Below are 25956 nucleotides of genomic sequence, written 5' to 3'. Positions count from 1 at the left end.
GAAGGCTGTATTTGCTGTTTACTTGATATTCTCTTCTGTTTTGAGCTCATCCGGTGCTTTAACCTTTGGAGCTTTTTTCGGTTTTGGTCCGATCTGATCCATCCTAGCACGGTCATAAATGGCTGTCCCGACAATTTCCGCTGTATCCTGAAGCTTTTCTTTGCTGATTTTGTCTATTGAATCTTCAGGTGTGTGATACCATGGCTCGGAGGGACTGTGAATAAACAGCGCAGCAGGAATTCCCGCTTCCGCAAAAGGAACATGATCACTGCGTCCTCCCTGTCCATATGGCGTCGGTTCGCCGTTTAGTTTTTCGCTCGATTTTTGAGCAAGGTCTGTGACAAGGTTCGGCTTGCCGTCCAGCGTCAGCATAACCAGATCCCCAGCATCTCTGCTCCCAACCATGTCAAGGTTAAAGTTAGCAACTGTGCGGCTGATTTCATCGTCAGATAACGTGCTTACATAGTGTTCTGATCCAAGCAGTCCGACTTCTTCCGCACCAAATGTCACAAAGCGTATTTCTGTATCTGCCGGTACATTCTTCAAAACGCGAGCAAGCTCAAGAGTCATTGCAGTTCCTGAGGCATCATCATTTGCTCCCGGGGCACCCGCAACAGAATCATGATGTGCACCGAGAACGATAATATCGTTCGCTGCAGATTTTTTGCCAGTCGGTTTTTTCACGGCTATTACATTGTGAGACGTTTTTTCACCCGTTTCCGCTCCCACAATGGAGAGGGAAACTGTTTTCCCGATCTGTGACAGCAGCGCTTCACCTTCTGCTTTTGATAAAGCAGCTGAAGGAACGAATTTGTCGTTGTGTTCTCCAAGGGTTCCGCTAAGTGCTCCCTCTGCATTGTTATATATAATGACCCCGGCAGCTCCTTTTTCCGCTGCATTGAGCACTTTTTCTGCAAAACTGATTTCACCGCGCTTGATAAGGGCAATTTTCCCGCTCAAATCAAGTGAAGACAGCTCGTCCTTTTTTCCAAGGCCAGCTAAAACGAGCTCTCCCGACACATTTCCGCTCACAGAATAAGTAAATGCCTGAGGCTTCAATTCACCCTCGTATCCATCTACTGAAAGGGAGATGCTGCTTGGAGGTGTATAGCCGTAAAATGTGAACGGCTGAACATCGGCTTTATACCCGTATGATTCAAATTCTTCTTTTATAAACTGAACAGCTTTAGCCTCTGACTCCGTTCCAGCCACACGCGGAACTTTTGATAGGTAATCAATATTTTCATAGATGTTTTCTGCGCTGATTGCCTTTAGGATTTTCTTTTCAAAAGGGTCCTGGAAGTAATGAGCCGCTTTTGCCGCAGGCTCCTGCTTTACAGCAGCCTGTACACTGACAGCTCCAATTGCCAGAGATGCTGCCAGAGTAAGAGATAGGATTGGTTTTTTCATAGCATTGCCTCCTGATGGTTAGAGATAGATTCTTAATGTGTATCTTACTTTATTTCGTCAGACGAAATAAGTGCCAAGATAACCATCTAAATATACCCATTTTTACTATAAAATAGGTTATTATTCCTACTAATCTTATAATATATATAGTTTATTTGAATGGTTTAAAAACGCACAAAAAGAGGACCTCCACTTAGAAGGTCCCCCGTTTTACATCAGGCAATCTCTGATTCTTTTGAATGCACTTTTCTCATAAAGTCATTTACGTCTGCCGGCACTTTCCGGTCAAGTTTTGAAACGATATAGACGGATAAGAAGCCGATTGGCACGGTAATCAGGCCAGGCACCCTGAATTGTAGGAATTCAGGAAGTGTTGCCGGCAGGAAGATCATGTACATAGAAGAAAGAAGTCCGAGCACAAGACCTGCGATCGCCCCTTTTTCAGTCATGCCTCTCCACCAGATGCCAAGGATGAAGATTGGAGTAAACGTACTTGCTGCTACTGTGAAGGCCAGTGCAACCAAGTGGCCGATTGAGGCTTCTTTTACAAGAAGACCAAGGGCCCCATATAGAATACCGAGAACGATAATCGAAACTTTTCCTGCAATAACGCGCTCTTTCTGCGAGATGTTTTTCCGCAGGAATGTAGCATACAAATCATGCGCCAATGCACCCGAGCTTGCGATGAAAAGTCCTGACAGGTTTGAGAAAACGGCCGCAAACGCACCGGCAATGACAAGACCAAGCAGCCACTCTCCTCCAAGAGCCTGTGCTGTGGACGGAATAACCATGTTGTTGCCGCCTGCAACAAGATCCTTCATAACTTGAGGATCAGCAGAACCGCTCAGGAAGATTGATCTTCCGACAGCACCAAGATAAACAGCAAAGAGAAAGAAAACGCTTGCAATTATAATCGCCATAAGAGCGGATTTCCGGGCAGCCTTTGCACTTGGGTTTGTGTAAAAGCGCAGGAGAATATGCGGAAGGCCGATGGTACCAAGCGCAAGACCAATCGTCATGGAAATGGTCTGCCAGAAAGAAGGAAAATAGTTTCCTGTTCCAATCCAAGTCTGGCCGTCATGAACGATGTCTTTGCCATCAGGAGCAAATTCGGCTGTTCCGGCGATGCTTCCTGTGAATTCAGTAACGGACGCAAGAATGCGCTCATAATATAGACCGCCGTATATGGCCGCGACGACCATAAGGATGAAAGCGCCAAGACGGATCCAGAGCTCCAGCGCCTGGTTCAGGGTAGTTCCCTTCATCCCTCCGACACCAACGTAGAAGATCATGACACTGCACGTAAAGATAATGCCAAACTCATAGCTAGTTCCAAAGAACATGCTCAAGATCTGTGCGGCGCCGAGCAGCTGGGGTGCTGCGTAGAAACCTGAAATGGCAAGAACGACTGCTACTGCCGCAAGTCTTGCACGCTTGCTGTGAAAGCGGTAGCCGAGGAAATCGGCTACTGTATAAGCTCCGAATCTGCGGAGCGGACCCGCTACGAAAATAGCAAGAAGAGTAAGCCCAATCGAGAAACAGAACGCATAGTACGCTCCGTCATAGCCAAGCTGAAACGTCAGCCCCGCAATTCCGAGAAACGTTGCAGCACTAAGGTAGTCCCCTCCAATGGCCGAACCGTTGGTAAACCACCCGAAGCTTCTGCCTCCTACGAAAAATTCAGATGCCGTTGCGTTTCTTTTTGTAAGATACGTAATATACACGATTGTACCCATCAGGAAAATCGTCAAAAGCATTTTCGGTTCAAGTAACGCTGCCATCAGTTGACACTCCTTCCGTCAGAAGATTGAACAGAGCTTGACGGCGTCTGAGTCTTCTTCAGTCTCTTCTCGTAAAGGGAAGTATGAATAAATGCAATTAAAAAGGCCATGCCCATCGCAAAGATTCCGGTGAAAAACCAGGCGTACGTCATGCCTCCGTAAAAAGAAGAGAACATAAAATCCGGTGCGAACCAGTTTAAGACCGGGATAATCAAAATGAATGCAAAATAAAACAGTGTGAGCTTTGACCCGATGCTGAACTCGCTTTTCATCAAATGGCGCGTCTCCTCATCAAGCGGCGTGAGCTCCCGGACATCCACTGTCCCTGCCTCTACATACTCATAATCTTTATAATCTGCTGCCACGATCCTTTCCCCCTTTTATCTGGTAATCTGCTGCTTGATTGTATTGTACATGACCAAAACGCGCGTTACCTTACAATAAATTATCAGAAATGTATAAATATTTAATATATTCCTTCTTTCATGTATACTAGTGCTAGAGTCATACTGATAGAAACGGGGAATAAAAGCGTGTATACCGTAACATTCGAAGTTAAGGAACCTGCCGAAAAAGAGAAAATGGCCGCATGGATCCATGAAGAACTTAAAGAAGAACTATCTGTTTCCGGTCATAGACGAGATCCGCTTACGATAACGGTAGTCGAAGTTACTAAACTGTTCGACTGGGTTAAAATTCACCGGCTCAAAAAACACCATCAGAACTGCATTATCTTCCCGCTTATTGAGCCTTCCATGCTGAAAACATCGCCGCTTGCACTTGAGATGAAGCTTCAGACCATGCTCGTTAAGCCTGTCAAAAAACACACCTTCATTAAAAGCATAAAAAAAGTACTGACTTCAGCTGCAAATGAAAGCGCAATCATAACGAACTACGGTGATATGACTAAAACATACAAGCAAGGAAACAGCGAGCTTCTTCCCTTTCAGGAAGCTTTTCTCAGAAGACTTCTCAGAGCCGAAGTCAAATCTGAGGAGGAACTGTTTGCCGCACGCCCCTATTTTCCTGATCACAGCGTCCCAAACACGGTCTGTTTTATTCAGGGATTCATTCACAACCAGCCCCGGGAAACAGCAGTAAATGCGCCCATGCTGATTCAGGCTGCGTTTAAAGATGCTTTTTCAGCCATAGGTGTGCTTCCTTCTTTTCTGGCCTATAAAAAACATCTGCTCATGCTGATCCAGGTTCCGCACGGCTATACATCCTTTCAGCACTTTCAGGAAGGCGAAGAGACTTTCCTCCGGGCAGCAGAAGCATTGAAGGAAAAACACGGCATTCATCTTTTCACAGGCGTCGGATCAATCTGCAGAGAACCCCTTATGCTCTCCCACTCTTACAGGGAAGCACGAAAAGCAAGGCGCACGCCTCACTATAACAGGCTGTCGCTCCGCTACTATGAAGAGATAACGAAGAACCCGCTGATCACCTCATGCACCAAATATATCGCAGAAAACTGCCAGCATGATTTAACAACCAGACAAGTCGCCAATCAAATAAACATCAGTGTTCCCTACTTCTGCAGACTTTTCAAAAAAGAAACGGGCAGGAGTTTTGTCGAATATGTCACCTTCGTCCGCCTGCAGCGTGCCGTCTGGATGCTTCGCCATTCAGACAAAACAATCGAGCAGATCGCAGATGAACTTGGCTTCAACACACCGAACTATTTCAGCTCGACTTTTAAAAAATACGTAGGCATTACCCCGAGCGAGTACCGGATGACGGATGAGATTTTGTTTGTTTGATCAAGTATGAAGAAATGAATTGTCTGCACATATATCGCTGTCCTTATTGAAATAGAAAAAGGTGAATTTGAGCAGGCTCAAATTCACCTTTTTCACCTATTAGAAGCTGGCTTAATTCCAGCCTCTCCCTCCCTTTGCAAAGCATACACGATCCAAATGGTATTCATCCTTTTGACGCTTTTACTTTTTTTATTCCTTTCAGCAGCAAAGGGATGATAAAAAGCAGAATCAAATAGTTGAAATACGGCTGGATTGTCTGGCTGAATTGAGCCAGATTTTTTAGCGATTCATCAAGGGAGGACCCATCTACTAAAGAAAACAGAATATACCCTCCTCCAATTAATAGCCCGATTCCGATTGGAATAATCAAAATTGTTCCTAGTACTAAAATGATTTTTTTTATGATTTTTAAAAACATGGTAAATTTACATCCATTCATTTTAATTTTGAACTGATTTTACTTTGTATACTTGCTTTACCATTAAGCTGATAAGAAGTGAAATCACACCAATGATTGCAATCAGGATATAAATCTGGCTTGAGAACACGTCAACCAAAAAGCCGAATAGAATTTGTCCTATTGGTACGGCCGTTGTAGCCGCGGCTGCTTGTATCGACATCACTTTCCCCAGCATATTTCCAGGCGTCTTCTCCTGAATAATCGTATTCAGATAAATGTTTACGACCGTCAAGGCAAACATGACGAGCATGGAACTGACACTGACAATCAAGTATTTCGCAAAAGCACTTTCAATGAATTGACTGGTGCCGAACGCCATACCGAAATAGACAGCTGCACACGCTGCAATCCACAGATAGAGATTATCACCCCGAATTTTGCTCTTTAAAAGCCCGATGGTCATGGCAGAGAAAACGATACTAAGTGAGATGCCTGATTGGGCAAATCCGAAATAAGTATCCGGCATATTAAAAAGTACTTTGATCATGTATGGCAGTCCTACAAAAAACATAGGGGCAATAAAAAGGCTGACAGTGAATGCTATACCAATGCTTTTTAGAATGAATCGATTTTCGTGAATGATATAGGAAATCCCCTGTTTGATGTCGCTTGTGACCATTTGAGCAAAAGGCTCCGGCGCTCGTTTTTCAAACGGAATCTTCATGAAAATTTCGATAACGGCTGCTGTAAAAAAGAAGATGGCGCTGACAACAACAATCACATTGATGCTCGTAAAGCTGTAGAGCACACTGCCGGCGATAGGACCAACAAAGTTGGCAATGGACACGACTCCTGAAACGATGCCATTGCTTTTCAAGAGCAGCTCCTTAGGGACAAGTACAGGTATACTGGCCTGAACAGCTGGCTGATACATCGAGCTAACTAAAGTCAGAGCCATCAGAAGAATACCTATAGAAATGACCGTTCCGTTTCCGCTAAAGAGAAGAATGGCAAACAGGATGATAAGAATACTGCTGCACAGGTCTAAGATCACCATGATTTTTTTCTTATCAAATCGATCTGCAATAGCTCCACCGATTGGCGAAATAACGATAGCAGGCACGATGGAAAGACCCATAATTGTCCCAAAAACTGTTGCGGAATTAGTTAGATCAAGTACATATAAAGACAAAGCAAACCGTAAAACAGACGAACCGAATATCGATATGATCTGTCCGAATATCAGTATTTTGAAATCACGGTTAAAACCTCTCATTACACCAGCACACGCTTTAGAGTCACGAATAAAATCCTCAATTTTTTCTGTATTTCATTTGAAAGCTCTTGTTTTGGTCTATTCCCGATGCTTACCTGGTTCAAAATGCCTGACATATAGGTTTCAATCAGCATAATGATATCTTCCTTTGGCATTGCAGGAGTGAATGTCTCCTGACTAATTTGCACTTCTAAAAAAGAGCAGAACTTTTTATGAAGATATTGGAGATTCGAAACGTCCTTGACGATGCTCTGCACCCTCTTATATCTTTCTGGATCCCTCGAATAAAGAGCCATCAAGCTATAATAAACAGGTCCTCGGTCCAGCAAGGACTTCTCCATATAATCGCCAATGTACATCAGGATTTTTTCAAGTTTTTGCAGAGGCTCGTCCGACCCTGCAAATATATCATCAACTTCCTCTTTCACTTCGCTGTTTAAATTTTCTTCGTTCAGCAAAGCTCCAAACACTTCATCGATATTGGAGAAATATTTGTATACGCCTCCCTGGCTCATACCGGTTTCTATCACAACATCTCTCATCGATACGTCAAAAATGGGCTTTTGCATGCATACTTTTCTGGCTGCTTCCAATATTTCCTTTCTTTTCAATTGAGCATGATTTTCACTGACTTTAGGCATAATTGAAATCAGTTCCTTTCTTTTCTATAATAATTTTCAATTGTTTTATGAATAAGGTCTGCACTCTTTTGCGCACCTTTTTCTGCACTTACCTTTACTCCTAATTCCCTTGCCTTATTTTTAACTTCAATCGATTGGGTTAAAGCAATAGCGTCAGCCAGCTTATCGGCAGTCAATTCCTTTCGCGGTATTGATCCTCCGCTCACACCCAGCTCAACCATTCTCTTACCCCAGGCAAATTGGTCGTTTCCAAACGGAATCACCACTTGAGGCACGCCCGAACGAAGTGCTGCAGCCGTCGTGCCCGCCCCTCCGTGATGGACAACGGCAGACAGCTGTGGAAAAAGCCACTCATGAGGGACACTTTTCACATACAGAATATCTTTTGTACTTTCTCTTTCCTCCATGCCTCCTCCAGCATTGATGATGCCTCGCTTACCGTTCTTCTCAAGTGCTTTTAAAACCATTTCTGTTGATTCCGCGGCATTTGCCTTATCTCCAACACTGCCAAATCCAACGTATACCGGCGGCTCTCCGTTTCTGAGGAACTCATCTACCTCTTTAGACGGTTTATAACCGGCTTGATCTTCAATGAACCAGTATCCTAAAGAGTGGACATTCTCTGGCCAGTCACCCGGTACAGGGAAAACGCTTGGACTCAATGAAGTGATTGTAGGATGACTAGATGTACGCTGTTTTGGATAGGGATTCGAAAAATCTTTCGGGAGCTGTCCATACTTCTTAACCCAGTATTTCTTCACGCCCGTATTGGCCATCTTCCAAAAACCTTTTTCAAAGATGTGATGAGTCAGTTTGTTTACGGTCCTGCCAAGCCGCAGTCGGTCATAAAAGATGATAGCAGGATATTCTTTTGTAGGTGTCATTGGAAAAGGTGCGGCCAAGATGCTTGGAATGCCCATTTCCTTTGCAACAAAATATCCAAGTGCAGCTCCTGGATGGTACACGATGGCATCTGCACCTTCGCATGCTCTATGCATGTCTTCTTGTCCGCCAACCATCAGCTCTTCCAAATCGTCATTTTTAAAGTTTAAGCTTGTAAAAAATTTCAGAGGGTTATCTGCATCTTTTACAACTCCGCTTTCTAAGATTTTGGCTATATCGCCGCGCATAGGGGCATATTCAAATCCATACTCTTCGACAAGCTGCCGGTATGATTCTGATGCTGCAATGCGTACCCGGTACCCTTTCTTTTTCAGTTCTGTACCTAAAGCAATAAATGGCTGGGTATCTCCTCTTGTTCCAGTTGAGAGCATTGTGATTAACATATATAAAACCTCCTGGGGTTAAATTCAAATAAACGACATCGTTGTCGTTTTTAATTGTATAACATCACTCCGAGAAATACAATAACAAAATGACACTTATGTCGTTTTTAATCCAGAAGGATATAAAACAGGCACCTTCCTAAAGGAAGATGCCTGTTTTTTTATGAACGCGTGTAATGAGACTGAACATAGTCCCCAAAGCGGACAGTTCTTTTATATGCAAGTTTGGTTTCGGGATTACCCGGTCTGAACAAGGTAATGCCGTCTCCTAGAATGACTGGAACGGTCGTGATGATATATTCATCAATCAGATCTTTTTTCATAAAATCATCGAGAATTTCTGCGCCGCCGACCATCCAGATGTCAGCGCCTTCCTCTTTTTTCAAATGGTCAATGAGTGCTTCCGGTTCTTCCTTCGTAAAAATCAGGTCACCTTCAGTCCTGGATTCGCTTCTTGTATAGATGAAGCTTTTCATCCCTTCATACGGATACTTGTGATTTGTGAGTTCAAGAACGTGATCATATGTTTTTTTACCCATGATGACCGTATCGATTGTTTTTAGAAACTCACTATACCCGTTGTCTCCCTCTCCCTGTGCTTCTTCCAGCCAGTCAATGCTTCCATCCCTGCGTGCAATGTATCCGTCAAGACTGACTCCTATATATAAAACCACTTTTCTCATATGTCCATCTCACTTTCTAAAATTGACTTCTGTATCATCCTAGCAGATAATGGCGACAGAATCTGTCGTGAATAGCGGGGAAATTTCATGTCAAAAACACAGCGATTATTAAACATTCTTTTTTACATCAACAGGCAGAGAAAAGTGACGGCCGGTGAACTCTCTGCGGAATTCGATATCAGTGTCAGGACGGTTCAGCGCGACCTCGCTGAACTGGAGGCATGGGGGGTTCCTTTATATAGTGAACCGGGTCCTGGCGGAGGATACACGGTTCTCAGAAACAACATCCTTCCGCCGTCTTTTTTCACAGAGGACGAGGGGATTGCCCTCTATTTTTCCTATCAGCACCTCCTGCTTCTGCACGCCCTGCCGTTTCAATCCGAAATCAAGGCTGCATCTGACAAACTATATGCTTCTTTTCCTGATGCTGTTAAGGGGAAAATTGATCAGTTAAAAGAAAGGGTCGCTTTTTGGGCTCCGCCGTCCAAAGCGGACGTGCCTTTTTTAAACGAGCTCCTGGACGCTGCCGTGGAGCAGATTGAAATCCGTATTGCCTATGAAAGCAGAAACGGACCATCCAATCGGGCTATCGTGCCATACGGATTATATACATCCGGAGGGCTTTGGTACTGTCCTGCATATGACAGGAAATCCGGCGGGGACCGGCTGTTCCGGGCAGACAGAATTCTTTCTCTTGAAAAATTGGCTCCTGCGCAGAACAGTTCTGTAACGTTAAAACAATGGATGGAGAAAGAAGAAACGCGTACACAGGCGCCGCTTAAAGTCCTGCTCTCAAAAAACGGGGTAAGAGAGTGCAAAACGCTGCCTTTTCTGTCAGATCATCTTACGATTAATGAGGACGGCACCGGATTTATTGACACTTTAGCACCGCTTGAGGAAGTTCCGTTCATGGCGAAGCAGTTCATCCTGCTTGGAGAAGATGTTTATGTACAAGAACCCAAAGAGCTGGTAAATGAAATGATTAAGCGGGCTGAGGATGTGCTGAGGATGTATCGAACAGATGGTTAGTCGGGAATCTGTTTGTGGAGTGAATGACCTGTGCCGTTTTTCACTCAAAATCATTACTCACCATAACTTCAGCGGTTCATAGCTTGACCAGGCTTGAACCGCTTCTTCCTGCTATATAACTTTATCAGGAACAGGGGAAGACAGGTTCATCATCGTGAGCGGTTCGCCGTACTCCATCGATGAATCAATAAACCCTTCTAATAACTCATTTGACTCAGTCACGATTTTAACAAGATAACTGTACTCTCCAGTTAACCGGTGACATTCGATAACCAAAGGGTTTACTTTGCAGTATTCTCTAAATGCGCTGCATCGGTGCGTTTTCATTAAAATGAATGCTTGAACCGGTTTATCAATCTTCACATTGTCAATTTCAGCCTTGTACCCTTTAATAATCCCCTGATCCTCCATCTTCCTGACCCTTTCTGTGACCGCAGGCACGGATAAAGAAACTTTCTTTCCAAGTACAGTCATTGAAACTCTTCCATCTTCCTGCAAAATCGTAAGGATTTGACGATTAATCGGGTCCATATGATGCCACCTTTATTTTTTTATCTCAATCTAATAAAATACATTATTTTCTTAAGTATAACCGGCTAAATTCCATAAGAACAGTATGTTTAAACCGGCATTGATAAACTAAAATAAGGAGTATTCAAATATTGGAGGTTTTAATAATGGGATTAGAAATGAAGACAATATGCGAAAAATGTGATGGAGATTTAAAAGGAAAGGCATACATCTGTGTGCATGAATGCACTTTTTGCGAAGACTGCACAATTGAAATGTCAAACGTTTGTCCTAATTGTTCAGGAGAACTTGTCAGAAGACCTGAGAGAGCTGGTTTTTGTCCTATTAATAGCGCTGTAAGTATGTGAAATGCCAAAACGCTTCCTACTGCGCTGTATATTATAAGAGAAGCTTAGATTAGGATTTTCAATACAAAAGGCTTCATGATGAGTAACGGGCCGATATTAAGGTGCAAAACTGAAAATTGCAAAGTAATTCTCACACCATTTACTACCAAAATGGTGTGTTTTTTCATTCAACCGATTAAAGCAGAATTTAGCATGATTATGTTAATATGGAAATAATAGTTATTAAATTAAAAGATTTTAGTTCAACAGTTAAATAGTTATTTAGTAAGGAAACTAATTCATACACCTGATTAAATAAAGGAGAGAAAACTTTGAGTCAATCATTTATTGAACAAGTCCATTATATTAGGATTCCAGTTAAAGATTTAGAACTGTCTGCAAAATGGTATAGAGATGTATTGGGGCTCCACCTACTAAACATTACTGAAGAACTTGCAGTTTTAAAAGTAAATGAAGGACCTTTCTTACTTATCTTGGTTCCTACCGAAGATGAAACATTTGCACATTTTACAATTGATAATCAACAAGAATTTAGCATTGGCTTTACAAGTCGAGAATTATCGAAATTTCATCAGCATTTAATTTTTAATCAAGTTAAGGTTGAGGAAATAAAAGAAGATAATGGTCATGCCTTTTTCCACTTTTACGACCCAGATGGCAATAAACTTCAAGTACACTGGTAGGGACCTTTCCGAGTGGACGAGTTGAGTATGGCGAGGACATTCAGCTCTGAGGGAAGTTAAAAAGGAAACGGGATTGGAAGTAAAACTATGCGGGACTGCTGGTGTATATTATTTTATCAAAGGAAACTCCATTTTAAAATGGAGTTCTTTTTTGTACTGTTCCGAGTCTTTCAATCCAACCCATTACATAAAAGGGCCATTTCATACAGATACCTTACCCAGGCTGCATCATCGCTCATCAAAAGTTTAACGGCTAATGCAGTATCTTTTGATTCGCCTATTCTTTCAAATGGTCTACTATAACTGCTTCCAATTCCCTTCAGAAATAACTTCTGCTTCTCCGTCAATCACCTTAATGGCGGTCTGATCGTCTATTGCATACGCTGGTCCCTTGATCCCGCCGGCCCATTTTTCTGCAGCAGCCATGGTGTTGCCCGGAAGCATCTCGTGGTCCAGATGAGGAAATAGTGAAAAATCAACCATGCTCAGCGTTTCATCTCTTCCAGAGGGCGGAGTCCAGCCGACGAAATAGTCTCCGATCTCAGGGGCCATCACCATGCTCCCGGCACTCATTCCCACATAAACGGCGTTAAGCGACGGCAAGAGGTCTGCGAAACCGGATTGCCGCATCCAGTGGCACAGGTAGAGGGCGTCGCCTCCAGACACCAGCAGGACGTCTGTCTCCTGAACGAGCGGCACCCAGCGGTCTTTATCAATGCTCGGCAGCGCGGTGAGCTCCAGCACGCCTACAGATTTCCAGCCCAAATCGACCATGGGATTTCCGGGTTTCCCGGTGATAAACTCCCAGACTTTGACGCCGGGCCCGACCCAGGGGTGTCCGTACATAGCTGTAGGAATGCAGAGGGCAGTGGAATCTGCGATCGGCTTGTCCAGCATGTCAACAAGGGCATTGTGTATGCTCCGGTTCGTTACGCCTCCAGATGTAAGCAGCAATTTCATGCCTTCACTCCTTATCTTTTTTCGTAATAATATAGGCTTCCATCTTTTATCAAATTATCTGTTTTTTACAATAATACCATGTAAAACAAAAACAGCAGGCACTATTCTCCAAAGAATGTGCCTGCTGTTTCATGTGTCATTTCAATTCTGTTGAGGAAACGTTCATTTAAGCCTGATTTTCATCTCACGGTTTGGGGGATCATCGTTTTTCACTGGAGGGAGTCCGTATCCATAGCCCGATGCCGCCTGTTTTACGGTATGGGTCACACTGTTCAGAACTTCTCCCATGTCCTGTGCGGATTCAAACAGCGGTTCCACTGTCTTCATCTTGCCTTTCACATCAACCGTGATCTGATTGGCAGATTGGATAAGTTCTTCTGCTTCCCCCGACAGATCATGGACCGCTTTCCTTACTTCCGCAAGCGTTTCATTCGTCTCATCAAGAGTCGTCATGCCCTTGCGGAGAGTCTGAATTAAATAGGCGACGAGTAACATAAAGGCGAGCGCAGCTCCTGCAGCACTTACTTCAACAATCATCTTGCACCTCCACAGCCGATTATGCACAAGACTGCCTGTACATTGCTACAGTATATGAATCCCGCTGATGGAGTAGAAGTTTAGAGTGAGAGCTTTTCGCCTTTTTTCAGAACCGGCGCCTCTGCGCGTACCGTCTCCGGATATTTGATGCCCTGGCCGGTGTTCAGGCAGACCACTTTCTCGTCTTCCCTGATCCATCCGCTTTCCTTCAATCTCCGGGCAGCAGCAAATGTTGCGGCACCTTCAGGACAAATAAAACACCCTTCAAGCTTTGCCGTCAGGGCTTGTTCTGCCTTAATTTCCTCTTCTGATACAGCTATGGCATTCCCTTCTGTTTCATAAATTCCCTCCAGTACAAGGAAATCACCGATTGCCTTCGGAACGTTAATGCCGAACGCGTCCGTCTGCGAATTTTCCCAGAACTCCGATTCAGCTTTTCCTTCTTCAAAAGCTTTTACAATCGGCGCACATCCCTCAGCCTGAACGGCAACAAGGCGAGGCATCCTCTCCTTGCTGATCCAGCCGAGCTCCTGCAGCTCCCGGAGCGCTTTGTAGATTCCGATAATGCCCACTCCTCCTCCTGTCGGATAAAGAATGACATCAGGCACCTCCCAGCCGAGCTGTTCGGCGATTTCATATCCCATCGTCTTTTTCCCTTCAATGCGGTAAGGTTCCTTCAGAGTAGAAGCATCATAGAATCCTTGATCTTTCACAAGCTCCGCCACAACTTTTCCCGCATCGCTGATCAGTCCGTCAATTAAATGGAGATTCGCCCCTGAAATGGCGGTTTCTTTCCGGGTGATGAGCGGAGCATCAAGCGGCATGATGACATATGGCTCCATCCCCGCTCTGGCAGCATAAAGCGACCAGGCTGCACCTGCATTTCCGTTTGTCGGCATCGCAAAGGTCCTTACGCCAAGCTCCTTTGCTTTTGAAATTCCGACAGCCGCTCCCCTGGCCTTAAAAGAGCCGGTCGGTATCAGCCCTTCATCCTTCATAAGCAGCTGTGTTAGGCCATATTCTGCCCCAAGCCTGTCCATTTTCAAAAGAGGGGTCATGCCCTCGCCCATTGAAACCACATGCTTTGGATCCTCAACAGGCAGCAGCTCGTGGTATCTCCACAAACTGTTTTCCCTGCTGCCGATTTCTTCTTTTGTTAACGTGCTCTTCACTTGATCTAAATGGTAGCGCACCAAAAGCGGAGATCCGCATGTGCAAAGCTGCTGCACGTCCTTAACTGAATACTCGGCACCGCACTTTGGGCACTCCAAGTGTGAAACATAGCTGTACATCTGCATTTCCTCCATTACTTGATAAAGACTCCTAACATCAAGTTAAGAGTCTTGTATTTTTTAATTCCGCTAGATTTAAGCTCTTAATTTATTCTCCACTGCACTCGCCGGCAGTTTTGCAAGCGCCTGCTCAAAATCTTTGATCAGGTCATCCGCATTTTCCAGCCCGACGCTTATGCGCAATAGTCCGTCTGTAATTCCGCGGCGCTCCCGTTCTTCTTTTGGCATGGCGGCGTGGGACATTCTGGCCGGATAGGACAGAATGGATTCGACCGCTCCAAGGCTTACCGCAAATACCGGCAGCTCCACATTTTTAACGAGCGTGCGGACGGCATCCTCGTCTGCCAGTGTGAAAGACAGGACAGCTCCAGGACCATCTGCCTGATACCGCTGGATCGAGTGCCCGGGATGAAACGTGAGTCCAGGGTAGTACACGTTCCGGACGGCTTTATGGCGGGATAAATAGTCTGCGAGTTTTCGAGCAGACTCACTGGACTGCTGCAGCCTTACGTTCAATGTTTTCATGCCACGGAGAACGAGCCAGCAGTCCTGGACGCCGAGGACGGCTCCGAATGCGTTCTGCAGTTTCTGTACTCTCGCTGCAAGCTCCTCTCCCTTTACAACGGCAAGGCCTGCAAGGACGTCACTGTGTCCGGCAAGGAATTTGGTGGCGCTGTGAAGGACGATGTCCACGCCGAGTTCAATCGGCCGCTGCAAAGCTGGTGTAAGGAACGTATTATCTAAAAACGTCAGGCATCCGTTTGCTTTAGCAAGCTTTGTAATCCCCCGGATGTCGGTAATTTTCAAAAGAGGATTGGACGGCGTTTCAACGTAAATGACTTTCGTATTCGGCCTGATATGAGAAGCCACTTCATGCAGATCGGTCATGTCAACAAAGCTGTACTCGATGCCGAATCTGCTGAGAACGTCTGTAATGATCCGGTATGTTCCCCCGTAAACATCCTCTGTAATCAGGACATGGTCTCCTTTTGAAAGAAGCAGAAAACAGGTGGAGATTGCTGCCATCCCGGATGCAAAAGCAAAACCTCTAGTTCCGCCTTCAAGTTCAGTAATGGCCTGTTCAAGTGTTTCCCGCGTCGGATTGCCTGAACGGCCGTAGTCGAATTTGCCGTAATCGTCAAAATCAAACTGGTGAAACGTTGATGAATGATGAATGGGAACGCTGACCGCCCCTGTATCTTTCTGCGCCTTATGACTGTTGTGAAGCAGTTTCGTCTCAAATGTCCACTTACCGCTGCTCAACTTTATCTGCCTCCTTCATACATTCAAATGCCTGCAGCAGGTCCTGCTCCAGATCACCCACGTGTTCAATGCCGACTGAAAAGCGCAGGAGGCGGTTGCATACGCCGTTTGCAGCTCTGATCTCTTCTGGAATATCCATATGTGTCTGTGTGGCCGGATATGTGATAAAGCTCTCAACGCCTCCGAGGCTCTCAGCAAAGGTTATCGTCTTCAGTGCTTTTAAAAATGGATTGACCCACTCTTCTTTTTGCAGTCTGAACGAAAGCATTCCGCCTTTTCCCGGGTATAAAACATCCGTTACTTCGGATTGGCTCTCCAAAAATTCTGCAACCTGTCCTGCATTTTTTTCATGCTGATTCATCCTTAAAGCAAGTGTCTTCATCCCGCGGATCAAAAGCCATGAATCAAACGGGGAGAGCACGCCGCCGATTGCATTATGGTGCTGGGCAAGCTCTTCGCAAAGCTCTTTGCCTTTTGCGACGACAAGACCTGCAAGTACATCGTTATGTCCGCCCAAATATTTGGTAGCACTGTGAATGACAATATCGGCTCCGTCTAAAATCGGCGTCTGCAGAATCGGCGTGTAGAACGTATTATCAACAATCAGCAGCAGCTTGTGTTCCCGTGCCATTTCGGCTATATCGCTGACCTCTGTTTCCTGCATCAAAGGATTTGTCGGAGTCTCCAGAAAAATCGCCTTTGTGCGGTCATTGATCAGCTGCTTTGTACAGTCCCCGTCTTTAAAATCCGCATAATGGAAAACAAGGCCGTATTTGCGCCATTCCCGTTCAAACAAACGGTATGTTCCGCCGTACAAATCGGAAGAGACAATCAGTTCATCCCCGCTTTTAAACAGGGCCATTAGCGTCTGAATGGCTGCCATTCCCGAACTGAATGCATATCCCTGATCGCCGTGCTCAAGATCTGCGATTGCTTTTTCTAAAATCGTTCTCGTCGGATTTCCTGTCCTGATGTAATCAAACCCTGTTGATTCCCCGATTCCATTATGTCTGTAGGCTGTTGAAAAGTAGACGGGCGGGTTTACCGTTCCCGTTATGTTTTCACTGCGATTCCCGATTTGCGCCAAAGTTGTTTCAATGCGTTCCGACATGATTAAACACCATCCTGTTTGTCATTTCTTCTTTTACACGCCCTGGACCGGGCTTTTTTATATGCTTTGGAAAAATAAAAAGCGCCTTCCTCATATAAGAAGAAGACGCTGGTTCGGCAAAACTGGCTTCCTCTTATCTCCCAAGCATCAAGCTTGCTGGAATTAGCACCTTGGTTCGAACAGGCATCTGCCTGATCTTTTCCGGTTGCTGAGGTTTCGCAGGGCCAGAACCCTCCACCTCTCTGGATAAGAATAAATAGTATGAATTTTTTAAATGTTTTTATTACCTTACCTCACTTTTTTCATAAATGCAAGGGTTTGGGGCAAAAAACTCAGCCCTTCACCGAGCCTGCAGTCATTCCCGCAATAAAATATTTCTGAAGGAAGATGTAGGCAATAATAAGCGGCGCAGAGGCAATCATCACGCCGGTGAACAGCATCGGATAGTTCGTCATGTACTCCCCTTGGAATTCAAGCAGAGCAAGCGGCAAGGTCTTATATTCATCTTTCGTGATGAAAAGCAAAGGGTACAGCAGGTCGTTCCAGTGCATCACAAACAGAAAAATGGCTGTTGCAGACAGCGATGGAAGCGAGAGCGGCAGGGCAATTTTGCGGTACATCAGCCAGTTCCCGGCGCCGTCAATGGATCCTGCTTCAAACAACGATTTCGGCAGAGTTTTCATGAATCCAGTGAGAATGAAAACAGCAACAGGCAAGGTAGCCGCAATGTTGACGATCATCAGTCCCACGAGACTGTTCGTCAGCTTCAGCTGAAAAATCAACTGATAGAGCGGAATCATGTTCACCTGCGCAGGAATCATCATGCCGAGTGTGAAAAATCCGAACACAGCAGCGCTGAGTACACCGCCGATCCGCGTGATGGCAAAGGCGATCAGGCTTGCAAAAAACAGCGTCAGAAAGACGGATACAAGTGTGACAACCGAGCTGTTCTGAAAATACAGGCCCATCGACTGATCTTTAAAAATAGATATGTAATTTGACACTGAAAACCGTTCAGGCAGTCCGAGTACATTTTCATACATTTCAGCAATCGTTTTAAACGTTGTTAAAAAGATGGCGAAGATCGGAATGATGATAATGGCTGCGTAGATTAGTATGAGTCCGTACTTTGTTCCTTTCAACGTTCGTCACCCTTTCCTCAGTAGTCGACCCTGTTTGCGCGCAATGCCTTAAACTGCACAAACGTAATCAAGGCAATGACGGCCATAAAAATAACGGATTCTGCTGATGCATAGCCAAATTTAAAGCTCCTGAATGCCGTTGTGTAAATCAGGGTTGCGATAATCTCCGTTGAATAGTTCGGACCTCCGCGCGTCATGGCAAAGATCAGATCGAACGCTTTAAATGATTGTATCGTTGTGTACGCGACAACGATGGTTGCTGCGGGAGCAACAAGCGGCCATGTGACTTTTTTGAACGTCTGCCATCTGCTTGCCCCTTCAATTTTGGCCACCTCGTAAAGATCGGCAGGAATGCTCTGAAGACCGGCAACAAAGATAATAATCATCTGTCCTGTATGAAACCATACTTGCACGACAGCAATTGAAAAAATGGCGATCTTCTCATCACCCAGCCAGTTCTGTGCCAGGAAATCAAGCTGCAGCCCTGTAAGAATGGTTTTAAGGAGCCCAAGGTTTGGATCGTAAATAAACGACCAGATAAAGGCGACTGAAACAGAGGATAAAATCGTAGGAAAAAAGAACAGTGCCCTGAAAAAAACATTGGTTCTTGTGTTTTTAATCAGGAAAAGGGCAAAGACAAGGGAAAACAGCGTTTGAAAAACAACGACAAACAACATGAATTTCACGTTGTTTCCAAGTGCTTTTGCAAAAATAGAATCATTTGTCGCGAGATTGATATAATTGGTCACTCCGACGAAATCAAAATCCGGGGATATGCCGTCCCAGTTTGTAAATGAGTAAAAGAAGGCGCTCAGTGTCGGGTAGATAAAAAAGATGCTGTACACAAGAATGCCGGGTGCCAGAAAGAACAGCAGTGATTTGTTATGTTTCAGCAATGAAAAGGCCTCCTTTCATGATGAGAAGAAGAGGGGCTTTCCCCCTCTTCTCCGGTTTACTTGCTTAAGTTCTGCTCAACAATTTTTTGTGCTTCTGCAGCTGCTTTTTCAGGATCCGTTCCGCCGATGACAGCTTGAATGGACGCGATCACCGCTTTTTCAACATCTGCATTTGGAATCAGAAAGCGCGGCTGGAACCGTGTGTTTTTTTCCATCCAGACAGCTGTATCTTTCAGTTCTTCAGACTCATACGTGACATCTTTAAGCGTTACGTGCTGGCCTGTTTTATTTGCATACTCTCCTGCATTTTCTGATTCAGAAAGGAAGCTCACGAATTTTTTTGCTGCATCCTGCTTCTCTGATTTGCTGTTGACTGCAAGCATGAACGTGGTTGTGTGGACCCCCTCGTATTTTGCTTCATTTTCAGCAACTGTGATTGGCGCAAGAAGCTGCAGCTTAATGTCCGGATTTTGCTGCTTAATGCCGGCCATAGCGTAAGATCCGCTTGCAAGCATTCCTGCTTTTTCCTGGGCCATCAGCGCAATGGCTCCGTCATGCTTTGTGCCGAGGGCTTCTTTAGCAATGTAGCCTTTGTCAGTAAGCTCTTTAAATTGAGAAAGCGTCTTGACCCACCACTCATCCGTCAATTTTGCATCGCCGGCCATAAGCTTCGCAAAAATCTCTTCGTCCGGCGCATTGTTCATCATCATGCTGTTCATCAGCTGTCCCGGGCCAATATCAGCTCCAGGGAAGGCGATAGGTGTATAGCCGTTTTCTTTAAGAGTTTCGCAAAGAGCCAAAAATCCTTCCCAGTCTTTAGGGGGCTCCAGTCCGAGTTCTTCAAAAATACCTGCATTATAGACAGGCTGGTTATAGACAAGCTGCAGCGGAACGGCAAGCTGTTTGCCGTCTGCCTTTCCTGCTTCTATCAGGTTTTCGTTGTAATTCTGAACAAATTCCTCATTGGAAAGGTCAGCGAAAAAGCCTGCTTTTTTAATAATTTCAAATTGAGATCCCGGGAATGATGTAAACACATCTCCCGTTGAACCGTCTCTGAGCAGCGTCTGTGCAGTAGACTGATATTCTTCAGATGGATAGACTGTCATGTTTACTTTGATTTTCGGATTCTCTTTTTCGAATTTGCTGATCAGTTCTTTAAAAACTTCAGCATCCTCCCCGCGCCAGTGGATAAAGCTGATTTCTGTCACTCCGTCTTTTCCGCTCCCTCCGGTTTCATTCGAGGAGCACCCGGCTAAAGCAAGGACCATTACGAATATTGCCGCTAAGAAGCTGCTGAGCTTTTTGTTCATCTTATACCTCCTGTTTGATGGTTTTATGTTTCAGGGGCAGCTTTGGAAACAGCAGTTCCGCTGTGCGGTATGCTTCTTCCAGATGCGGATACCCCGACATAATGAATGTGTCTACGCCTGCTTCGGCGTACTTTTTCATATTTTCGGCCACGCTGTCCGGATCCCCGACAAGCGCAGTCCCCGCACCTTCCCTTGCAAGACCAATTCCTGCCCACAGTCCCGGTGCGATTTCAAGCGCGTTTTTGTTGTCCAGCGACAAATCCGTCATCCGGCGCTGCGCGACTGAATCAAAGCGCGCAAATTTTTGTCTCTGCGCTTCCACTACGCTCTCATCAACATATTGAATGAGTTCGTCTGCAGCCTTCCATGCCTCTTCCGCCGTTTCTCTGACAATGACATGAAGCCTGATGCCAAACTTCACTTCGCGTCCTTTTTTGGCGGCGAGCTCCCTGACTTTGTCAATTCGCTCTTTCACGATTTCAACCGGCTCTCCCCATGTCAAATAATAATCAACGTGTTCTGCCGCCACTTCATGTGCTGCAGGTGATGTGCCCCCAAGATACAGCGGAGGATAAGGCTTTTGCACAGGCGGATGATGGATGCCGCCGCCTGCAATGTCAAAATACTCTCCCTTAAAATCAACCGATTCTTCTTCAAAAAGCCTTCTCCATACCGTCAAAAATTCATTTGTCTGCTCATAGCGCTTGTCATGGCTCAAATGAAGGCCGTCTCCTGCCAGCTCAACAGGGTCCCCTCCCTGTACGATATTCAAAAGAAGTCTTCCCCCTGAAATACGGTCAAGAGTAGAAGCCATGCGGGCTGCAATCGTCGGGGGCGTAAAGCCCGGTCTCAGTGCTATCAGAAATTTCATCCGTTCTGTCACAGGAATAAGGCTTGATGCGATGACCCATGAATCCTCGCATGCTTTTCCTGTCGGGAGGAGTGCTCCGGTGAACCCAAGCGTATCCACCGCTTTTGCCACCTGCTGCAAATATTCGATGGTGACCTCCCTCCTGCCTTTATCTGTACCTAAATATCTGCTGTCGCCTGCTGTCGGTAAAAACCAGAATATCTCCATATATATCCTCCTAAGTCATTTGCCTGTGCTCGAATGCACTGCTGTATTTTCAGCTGCCTGAATAAAAAAATGGATCCGCTTTCTTTTCAAAAAGGCTCCCAGCCCAAATAGACATGGGGCGGGAGCCTTTGGTTTTCCAATCAGCTCAATCCATATAAGATTAGTCAGAATTAATTTTTATAATAGTAAGAGTTTACAAGATTGTCAATTTATTTTGCATAATTTGGTGAAAAAAGGCTTTCCCTGTTAACATACATTCTTCAAAAAATGACAAACTCCTTTAACCTTTTCTCTTAAAATTCACAAGCATCACACCTACAATGATCAGCATGCCCCCGGCGCCGCTCGCCAGCAGGACAGGCTCATTCAGCAGGAGCACGGCGGCAATGACGGTTGCAAGCGGCTCAAAGTAAAGGAAGGAGGATACTTTCGTTGCCTCCATGACTTCCAGCGCCTTCCCCCAGAACCAATAGGCTACGGCTGATACAAAAATCCCGAGAAACATAAGATGTGTCCAGTTTTCGCCTGTCAGAACGGACAGCTGCCTCCAGCCTTCTCCCCTGATGAAAAATGGGAGCGTCATTAGAAAGCCGAAAAAGCTTGTGTAAAAGGTGACCGTCAAAGCCGAATACGGTATCGCCAGTTTTTTAATCAAAATCGAATAAACCGCCCAGTTTAACGTGCTTAAAATCATCAGGATATAACCGAAGTTCACGTGAAACACAATGGATCCGCCCTGCCTGTAAGACGTAATCAGAAGCACCCCGAGAATGGCAATCGTCATGCCGGCCGCTTTAAACAGCGTAAACCGTTCTTTTAAAAAGAAGGCAGCAAGAACAGCTGTAAAAATCGGCGAAAAAGAAATGATCCAGCCTGCTTCGGAAGCCCCGATCGATTGCAGGGCTGAGGCCTGTATGATCTGATGGACGAAAATCCCGAGTACGGCAAGAATGAAAACGGCGGGCATTTGCGAGAGGCTCATCTTGAGCGGATGTCTTAGAAGCAGAAGCAGAAAAAGCAAAAAGACCGCAGCAATTCCAAAGCGGACAACAAGGAGCGTGAACGGGTCAAGCTGGCTGAGAACAGCTTTTGTAGACACAAAAGAAATGCCCCAAAAAGAAATCGAAACGGCTGCATAAATACTTGCAATAAACTGGAACGGTTTTTTCACCTTCAGCACTCCCGGAGCTTGTCTTCTTTTAAGAAATATGAGCTGCTCTCCGGAATTATGACACGTTGAAATCTGTCATTATTCATTCACATACCCTTCCAATTTATTACACTATTATATGGTATATTTATCCTATACAGAAAGGCGGCGAAGGATATGAACCAAACTCTTACTAAGCCTAAATGGGGATTGTATCTGTTTTTTGTGGTCCTGATTCTGGCTTCAAATGCTGCTCTATACCGTCTTCCAATCATGCAGCCTGTTCCTGATGGTGCGCTGATTGGATCCCTTCTTGATTTTCTAGTTGTCATTCCCCTTTTAACTTACTTTTTCATTTTAAGAAAACGGTATTCCCTCACCTATATAGGACCTGTTGTTTTAGCCGGTTTTTTATTTGCCCATTTTATGCTGCCTGAAGAACAGCTTGCCGCGCATCCCCTTCTCCCGGCAGCCGTTCTGGCTTTTGAATCAATCTTTATCGCAGCAGAGCTGTTTCTTCTTGTCCTTGTATTGAGAAAGATTCCTCTCATCAGAAGAGATTATCTGTCAGCATCCGGTCTTCCCTATTTTCACCTGAAAGCGGAATCTGCTGTCTGCAATCATATTTCCAGGAACAAATTGACGGACGTCCTTTTAACAGAAGCTTCCCTGTTCTATTACGCGCTTCTTTCATGGAAGAAAAAAGCACCCGTTCGAAGCGGAACGTTCTTTTCCGCCCACCATAAAACAAGTGCGGTTGCTACTTCGATTATGCTGATTCATGCCATCGTGCTGGAAACGGCTGCGATACATTTTTTTCTCCACTCGTTTAGCCCCGTCCTTTCGTGGGTATTGCTTATTCTAAATCTATATGGAGTGCTTTTTCTCCTCGCAGACATGCAGGCAATAAGGCTTTGCCCTTATCACCTGTCAGATGACACATTGCATCTGCAGGCTGGCATCTCAAAAAAAATCAGCATCCCGCTTGCGCACATACGTGATGCAGGACTGAACGATCTTCCTGAAAAACGGCCGAAGGAACAGGAGCGGCAGATTCTTGATTTAAGCCTTCAAGATCTGGTGAAAGAGAAACCCGCTGTTAAAATCAGTTTAAAAGAACCTGTTTCAGCGGATTTGCTGTATGGATTTAAGAAAGAAGTCACAATCGTTTTGCTTAATGCTGATGAAGCGGAGTCATTCATCCGTGAAATCAGGAGACGAACCGAAAGCTAATGACTCAAGATGCAGGTATTTTCCCGCTGTTCATGTTAAAATGATGGAAGCGTTTTAATCATTATTTTCGGATGTTAGTCCGTCATCTTTTGGGGGTATCACACATGACAGTCAAATCAGGTATTGTACAGGAGACGCTGCTTTATTCGCAGGAGTTAAAAGAAGAAATGACCTTGCTCATTTACTTGCCTAAAAATTATTCCCCTCTATATAAATACAGCCTCCTGATCGCTCAGGACGGTCAGGATTATTTCAGGCTGGGGCGCATTTCAAGGCAGGCTGAGGAATTGCTTTCAGACAGTAAAATGGAAAATGTCATCATAGTCGGCATTCCCTACCGTGATGTCCATGACCGCAGGGAAAAATATCATCCTGACGGCAGTCGCCAGTCGGCCTATATCCGCTTTCTGGCGCATGAACTCGTGCCATTTTTAGACCGGGAATTCCCGACTTATCAAATGGGTGCGGGACGTGCGCTGATCGGTGATTCTCTGGCAGGCACAGTATCTTTTATGACGGCTTTGACCTATCCGCACACATTCGGAAAAGTCATCATGCAGTCACCATACTCGGATGATTCGGTACTCAAAATGGTGAAGGAATGCTCCTCGCCTGAACTGCTGTCGGTGTATCACCAAATTGGTCTGAACGAGACAGAGGTAAAGACTACAGACGGCGCTGTACAGGATTTCCTTGAACCGAACAGAGCTCTGCATCAGGCAATGACGGACAGAGGCATTCCGGTTCAGTATGAAGAATTTGACGGCGATCATAAATGGACTTACTGGCAGCCGGCCATTAAAAAGATACTGCAGTCCATGTTTTAACTGCTTTAATAGGCTTTGGCCGCTGATTTTGATATACTTTACTTACATATTCGTAACATGGGAGGGAACTAAAATGAAATACGGCATAGCCATTTTTCCATCAAAAAAACTGCAGGATGCAGCCAATTCGTACAGAAAGCGCTACGATCCGAACTACGCACTGATTCCGCCGCATTTGACGCTGAAGCAGCCATTTGAAGCAACAGACGAGCGAATCCGCGATATTTCAAGAGAACTGCGCCAGATTGCGCAGAACCATCAGCCCGTAACTCTGTCAATCCGAAAGTTCAGTTCCTTTTCTCCAGTAAACAATGTCATTTATTTAAAAGTAGAACCGACAGAGCAGATTTTAAGCCTGTATGATGCGCTTCATGATGAGTATTTTTCTGATGTTGAGCCGGAATATGCATTTGTCCCTCACATCACAATCGGACAGAAGCTTTCGGATGATGAACATTCGGACGTGCTTGGCAGTCTGAAGATGACTGATTTTCAGCACGAAGAAACCGTGGACCGTTTCCACCTTCTCTATCAGCTGGAAAATGGATCATGGACGGTTTTTGAAACATTTCTCCTTGGAAAGGAAGGCCTCTAAGTGAACGTACGCATTGTAAAATCGGATGAAGAGCTTCAGGATGCTTATGATGTCCGGACGAAAGTATTTGTAGAAGAACAGCAAGTGCCTGAAGAAGAAGAAATTGACCAGTTTGAACGCGAAGCTTCCCACGTGGTCCTTTACGACGGTGATCAGCCCGTCGGAGCAGGCCGCTTCAGAATATTAAACGGCGTCGGCAAAATGGAGCGTATTTGCGTGCTCCCTGAATACCGTTCAAAAGGCGCCGGCAAACTGATTATGGAAAAACTCGAAGAAATTGCCGCTGCAAAGGACATGCAGACATTAAAACTCAACGCCCAGACACATGCAGAAGCGTTTTACGAAAGACTCGGCTACCGCACAGTCTCCAAGGAAACCTTCCTGGATGCGGGAATTCCTCACGTGACGATGATGAAGGAAATAAAGTAATCAGATAAAAAAGCAGCTGTGTGCTGCTTTTTTATTTTTGTGCGGATTTACTGGTACCGGGTGTCCTTTGTGATCTGCTAACTCCGGATTAGAACACTTTCGAGCCTGTGGTCTACTCACTTTGTGCTGCTTACTCCGGGTTAGAACACTTTTGGGCCTGTGCTTTACTCAGTTTCTGCTGCTAACTTTGGTTTAAAACATTTTTGGGACTGGGCTCTACTCAGTTTGTGCTGCTTACTCTGCCTTAGAACACTTTTGGACCTGGGCTCTACTCACTTTGTGCTGCTTACTCTGGTTTAGAAC

General features: G+C 45.1%; 27 protein-coding genes and 1 riboswitch. Of the genes, 8 read left to right on the top strand and 19 right to left on the bottom strand.

The features are described from left to right. Positions 1–18 precede the first annotated feature (18 nt). The 3 genes from AZ46_RS00655 to AZ46_RS00645 form a co-directional block, all read right to left on the bottom strand. Positions 19–1410, bottom strand: a complete 1392-nt coding sequence (locus tag AZ46_RS00655) for a M28 family peptidase (protein ID WP_029282483.1) — start codon at positions 1408–1410, stop codon at positions 19–21. Between the two features lie 215 nt (positions 1411–1625). After that, positions 1626–3194, bottom strand: coding sequence for a sodium/solute symporter (locus AZ46_RS00650; protein ID WP_029282484.1), 1569 nt, complete (start codon positions 3192–3194; stop codon positions 1626–1628). Then, positions 3191–3556 (bottom strand): DUF485 domain-containing protein, encoded by a 366-nt coding sequence (locus AZ46_RS00645; protein ID WP_029282485.1) that lies wholly within the window; start codon positions 3554–3556, stop codon positions 3191–3193. Before AZ46_RS00645 ends, AZ46_RS00650 begins: the two co-directional genes overlap by 4 nt. A gap of 168 nt (positions 3557–3724) precedes the next feature. On the opposite strand from AZ46_RS00645, the gene AZ46_RS20865 reads away from it, so the two are divergent. Continuing rightward, positions 3725–4954 (top strand): helix-turn-helix transcriptional regulator, encoded by a 1230-nt coding sequence (locus AZ46_RS20865; RefSeq protein ID WP_051826965.1) that lies wholly within the window; start codon positions 3725–3727, stop codon positions 4952–4954. A 163-nt stretch (positions 4955–5117) separates the two neighbouring features. Here AZ46_RS20865 and AZ46_RS00635 read toward each other — a convergent pair whose 3' ends face one another. The 5 genes from AZ46_RS00635 to AZ46_RS00615 form a co-directional block, all read right to left on the bottom strand. Then, positions 5118–5372, bottom strand: coding sequence for a hypothetical protein (locus tag AZ46_RS00635; RefSeq protein WP_029282487.1), 255 nt, complete (start codon positions 5370–5372; stop codon positions 5118–5120). Between the two features lie 22 nt (positions 5373–5394). Then, on the bottom strand, positions 5395–6630 hold the full coding sequence (locus AZ46_RS00630; RefSeq protein WP_029282488.1) for an MFS transporter: 1236 nt from the start codon (positions 6628–6630) through the stop codon (positions 5395–5397). After that, positions 6630–7271 carry a TetR/AcrR family transcriptional regulator gene (locus tag AZ46_RS00625; RefSeq protein ID WP_029282489.1) on the bottom strand — a complete coding sequence of 214 codons (642 nt, stop codon included), beginning with the start codon at positions 7269–7271 and terminating at the stop codon, positions 6630–6632. The genes AZ46_RS00630 and AZ46_RS00625 overlap by 1 nt, the downstream gene beginning before the upstream one ends. Before the next feature lie 8 nt (positions 7272–7279). Next, positions 7280–8557, bottom strand: coding sequence for a glycosyltransferase (locus tag AZ46_RS00620; RefSeq protein ID WP_029282490.1), 1278 nt, complete (start codon positions 8555–8557; stop codon positions 7280–7282). Positions 8558–8718: 161 nt separating this feature from the next. Then, positions 8719–9240, bottom strand: a complete 522-nt coding sequence (locus tag AZ46_RS00615) for a dihydrofolate reductase family protein (RefSeq protein ID WP_029282491.1) — start codon at positions 9238–9240, stop codon at positions 8719–8721. A gap of 87 nt (positions 9241–9327) precedes the next feature. Here AZ46_RS00615 and AZ46_RS00610 point away from each other — a divergent pair, with 87 nt between their 5' ends. Beyond that, positions 9328–10269: a helix-turn-helix transcriptional regulator gene (locus tag AZ46_RS00610; protein WP_029282492.1), complete on the top strand. Its 942-nt coding sequence runs from the start codon at positions 9328–9330 to the stop codon at positions 10267–10269. Between the two features lie 111 nt (positions 10270–10380). On the opposite strand, the gene AZ46_RS00605 is transcribed toward AZ46_RS00610, so the two are convergent. After that, positions 10381–10800: an Lrp/AsnC family transcriptional regulator gene (locus tag AZ46_RS00605; RefSeq protein WP_029282493.1), complete on the bottom strand. Its 420-nt coding sequence runs from the start codon at positions 10798–10800 to the stop codon at positions 10381–10383. A gap of 146 nt (positions 10801–10946) precedes the next feature. On the opposite strand from AZ46_RS00605, the gene AZ46_RS21140 reads away from it, so the two are divergent. Next, a complete protein-coding gene (locus AZ46_RS21140) occupies positions 10947–11147 on the top strand; it encodes a DUF1272 domain-containing protein (protein ID WP_029282494.1) in 201 nt (66 codons plus the stop codon). A 311-nt stretch (positions 11148–11458) separates the two neighbouring features. After that, a complete protein-coding gene (locus tag AZ46_RS00600; protein WP_029282495.1) occupies positions 11459–11830 on the top strand; it encodes a VOC family protein in 372 nt (123 codons plus the stop codon). 297 nt (positions 11831–12127) lie between these two features. Here the strand turns inward: AZ46_RS00600 and AZ46_RS00595 are convergent, their stop codons facing one another. The 10 genes from AZ46_RS00595 to AZ46_RS00550 all read right to left on the bottom strand — a co-directional run bounded on the left by AZ46_RS00595 (position 12128) and on the right by AZ46_RS00550 (position 22590). Next, positions 12128–12790 (bottom strand): Type 1 glutamine amidotransferase-like domain-containing protein, encoded by a 663-nt coding sequence (locus tag AZ46_RS00595; RefSeq protein WP_029282496.1) that lies wholly within the window; start codon positions 12788–12790, stop codon positions 12128–12130. A gap of 162 nt (positions 12791–12952) precedes the next feature. Continuing rightward, positions 12953–13327, bottom strand: coding sequence for a DUF948 domain-containing protein (locus AZ46_RS00590; protein ID WP_051826963.1), 375 nt, complete (start codon positions 13325–13327; stop codon positions 12953–12955). A gap of 80 nt (positions 13328–13407) precedes the next feature. After that, positions 13408–14625 (bottom strand): threonine synthase, encoded by a 1218-nt coding sequence (locus AZ46_RS00585; RefSeq protein WP_029282498.1) that lies wholly within the window; start codon positions 14623–14625, stop codon positions 13408–13410. Positions 14626–14694: 69 nt separating this feature from the next. Further along, positions 14695–15882, bottom strand: a complete 1188-nt coding sequence (gene metC / locus AZ46_RS00580) for a cystathionine beta-lyase (RefSeq protein WP_029282499.1) — start codon at positions 15880–15882, stop codon at positions 14695–14697. Then, entirely contained in the window at positions 15869–16993 is a 1125-nt protein-coding gene (locus AZ46_RS00575) for a methionine biosynthesis PLP-dependent protein (RefSeq protein ID WP_029282500.1), read from the bottom strand. The genes metC and AZ46_RS00575 overlap by 14 nt, the downstream gene beginning before the upstream one ends. A gap of 130 nt (positions 16994–17123) precedes the next feature. Beyond that, positions 17124–17246, bottom strand: a riboswitch (SAM riboswitch). A gap of 79 nt (positions 17247–17325) precedes the next feature. Next, positions 17326–18135, bottom strand: coding sequence for a carbohydrate ABC transporter permease (locus tag AZ46_RS00570; protein ID WP_029282501.1), 810 nt, complete (start codon positions 18133–18135; stop codon positions 17326–17328). A gap of 17 nt (positions 18136–18152) precedes the next feature. Further along, on the bottom strand, positions 18153–19028 hold the full coding sequence (locus AZ46_RS00565) for a carbohydrate ABC transporter permease (RefSeq protein ID WP_029282502.1): 876 nt from the start codon (positions 19026–19028) through the stop codon (positions 18153–18155). 59 nt (positions 19029–19087) lie between these two features. Further along, a complete protein-coding gene (locus tag AZ46_RS00560; RefSeq protein ID WP_029282503.1) occupies positions 19088–20341 on the bottom strand; it encodes an ABC transporter substrate-binding protein in 1254 nt (417 codons plus the stop codon). A 1-nt stretch (position 20342) separates the two neighbouring features. Then, positions 20343–21419, bottom strand: coding sequence for an FMNH2-dependent alkanesulfonate monooxygenase (ssuD, locus tag AZ46_RS00555; protein ID WP_051865050.1), 1077 nt, complete (start codon positions 21417–21419; stop codon positions 20343–20345). A 280-nt stretch (positions 21420–21699) separates the two neighbouring features. Further along, the gene (locus AZ46_RS00550) at positions 21700–22590 is read right to left on the bottom strand and encodes a DMT family transporter (protein ID WP_029282505.1); all 891 of its coding nucleotides are present in this window, start codon (positions 22588–22590) and stop codon (positions 21700–21702) included. A gap of 156 nt (positions 22591–22746) precedes the next feature. Between AZ46_RS00550 and AZ46_RS00545 the strand changes: the two genes are divergently transcribed. The 4 genes from AZ46_RS00545 (at position 22747) to AZ46_RS00530 (ending at position 25653) form a co-directional block, all read left to right on the top strand. Continuing rightward, entirely contained in the window at positions 22747–23802 is a 1056-nt protein-coding gene (locus AZ46_RS00545; RefSeq protein ID WP_029282506.1) for a hypothetical protein, read from the top strand. A gap of 104 nt (positions 23803–23906) precedes the next feature. Further along, complete coding sequence (locus tag AZ46_RS00540; protein WP_029282507.1) at positions 23907–24629, top strand: alpha/beta hydrolase; 723 nt, start codon at positions 23907–23909, stop codon at positions 24627–24629. Positions 24630–24702: 73 nt separating this feature from the next. Continuing rightward, on the top strand, positions 24703–25224 hold the full coding sequence (locus AZ46_RS00535) for a YjcG family protein (RefSeq protein WP_029282509.1): 522 nt from the start codon (positions 24703–24705) through the stop codon (positions 25222–25224). Further along, the gene (locus AZ46_RS00530) at positions 25225–25653 is read left to right on the top strand and encodes a GNAT family N-acetyltransferase (protein WP_029282511.1); all 429 of its coding nucleotides are present in this window, start codon (positions 25225–25227) and stop codon (positions 25651–25653) included. The last annotated feature ends 303 nt before the right edge of the window (positions 25654–25956 follow it).

Origin of the sequence: Metabacillus indicus LMG 22858, from assembly GCF_000708755.2 — a bacterium.
Lineage (GTDB): Bacteria > Bacillota > Bacilli > Bacillales > Bacillaceae > Bacillus_P > Bacillus_P indicus.
The sequence above is the reverse complement of the archived record's forward strand: the minus strand, read 5'-3'. Positions and strand labels throughout refer to the sequence as shown.

Coding starts and splice junctions, on each gene's coding strand:
- AZ46_RS00655 (WP_029282483.1), bottom strand. CDS start 1,410: ATGAAAAAACCAATCCTATCTCTTACTCTGGCAGCATCTCTGGCAATT.
- AZ46_RS00635 (WP_029282487.1), bottom strand. CDS start 5,372: ATGTTTTTAAAAATCATAAAAAAAATCATTTTAGTACTAGGAACAATT.
- AZ46_RS00630 (WP_029282488.1), bottom strand. CDS start 6,630: ATGAGAGGTTTTAACCGTGATTTCAAAATACTGATATTCGGACAGATC.
- AZ46_RS00625 (WP_029282489.1), bottom strand. CDS start 7,271: ATGCCTAAAGTCAGTGAAAATCATGCTCAATTGAAAAGAAAGGAAATA.
- AZ46_RS00620 (WP_029282490.1), bottom strand. CDS start 8,557: ATGTTAATCACAATGCTCTCAACTGGAACAAGAGGAGATACCCAGCCA.
- AZ46_RS00615 (WP_029282491.1), bottom strand. CDS start 9,240: ATGAGAAAAGTGGTTTTATATATAGGAGTCAGTCTTGACGGATACATT.
- AZ46_RS00610 (WP_029282492.1), top strand. CDS start 9,328: ATGTCAAAAACACAGCGATTATTAAACATTCTTTTTTACATCAACAGG.
- AZ46_RS00605 (WP_029282493.1), bottom strand. CDS start 10,800: ATGGACCCGATTAATCGTCAAATCCTTACGATTTTGCAGGAAGATGGA.
- AZ46_RS21140 (WP_029282494.1), top strand. CDS start 10,947: ATGGGATTAGAAATGAAGACAATATGCGAAAAATGTGATGGAGATTTA.
- AZ46_RS00595 (WP_029282496.1), bottom strand. CDS start 12,790: ATGAAATTGCTGCTTACATCTGGAGGCGTAACGAACCGGAGCATACAC.
- AZ46_RS00590 (WP_051826963.1), bottom strand. CDS start 13,327: ATGATTGTTGAAGTAAGTGCTGCAGGAGCTGCGCTCGCCTTTATGTTA.
- AZ46_RS00585 (WP_029282498.1), bottom strand. CDS start 14,625: ATGCAGATGTACAGCTATGTTTCACACTTGGAGTGCCCAAAGTGCGGT.
- AZ46_RS00575 (WP_029282500.1), bottom strand. CDS start 16,993: ATGTCGGAACGCATTGAAACAACTTTGGCGCAAATCGGGAATCGCAGT.
- AZ46_RS00560 (WP_029282503.1), bottom strand. CDS start 20,341: ATGAACAAAAAGCTCAGCAGCTTCTTAGCGGCAATATTCGTAATGGTC.
- ssuD (WP_051865050.1), bottom strand. CDS start 21,419: ATGGAGATATTCTGGTTTTTACCGACAGCAGGCGACAGCAGATATTTA.
- AZ46_RS00545 (WP_029282506.1), top strand. CDS start 22,747: ATGAACCAAACTCTTACTAAGCCTAAATGGGGATTGTATCTGTTTTTT.
- AZ46_RS00540 (WP_029282507.1), top strand. CDS start 23,907: ATGACAGTCAAATCAGGTATTGTACAGGAGACGCTGCTTTATTCGCAG.
- AZ46_RS00535 (WP_029282509.1), top strand. CDS start 24,703: ATGAAATACGGCATAGCCATTTTTCCATCAAAAAAACTGCAGGATGCA.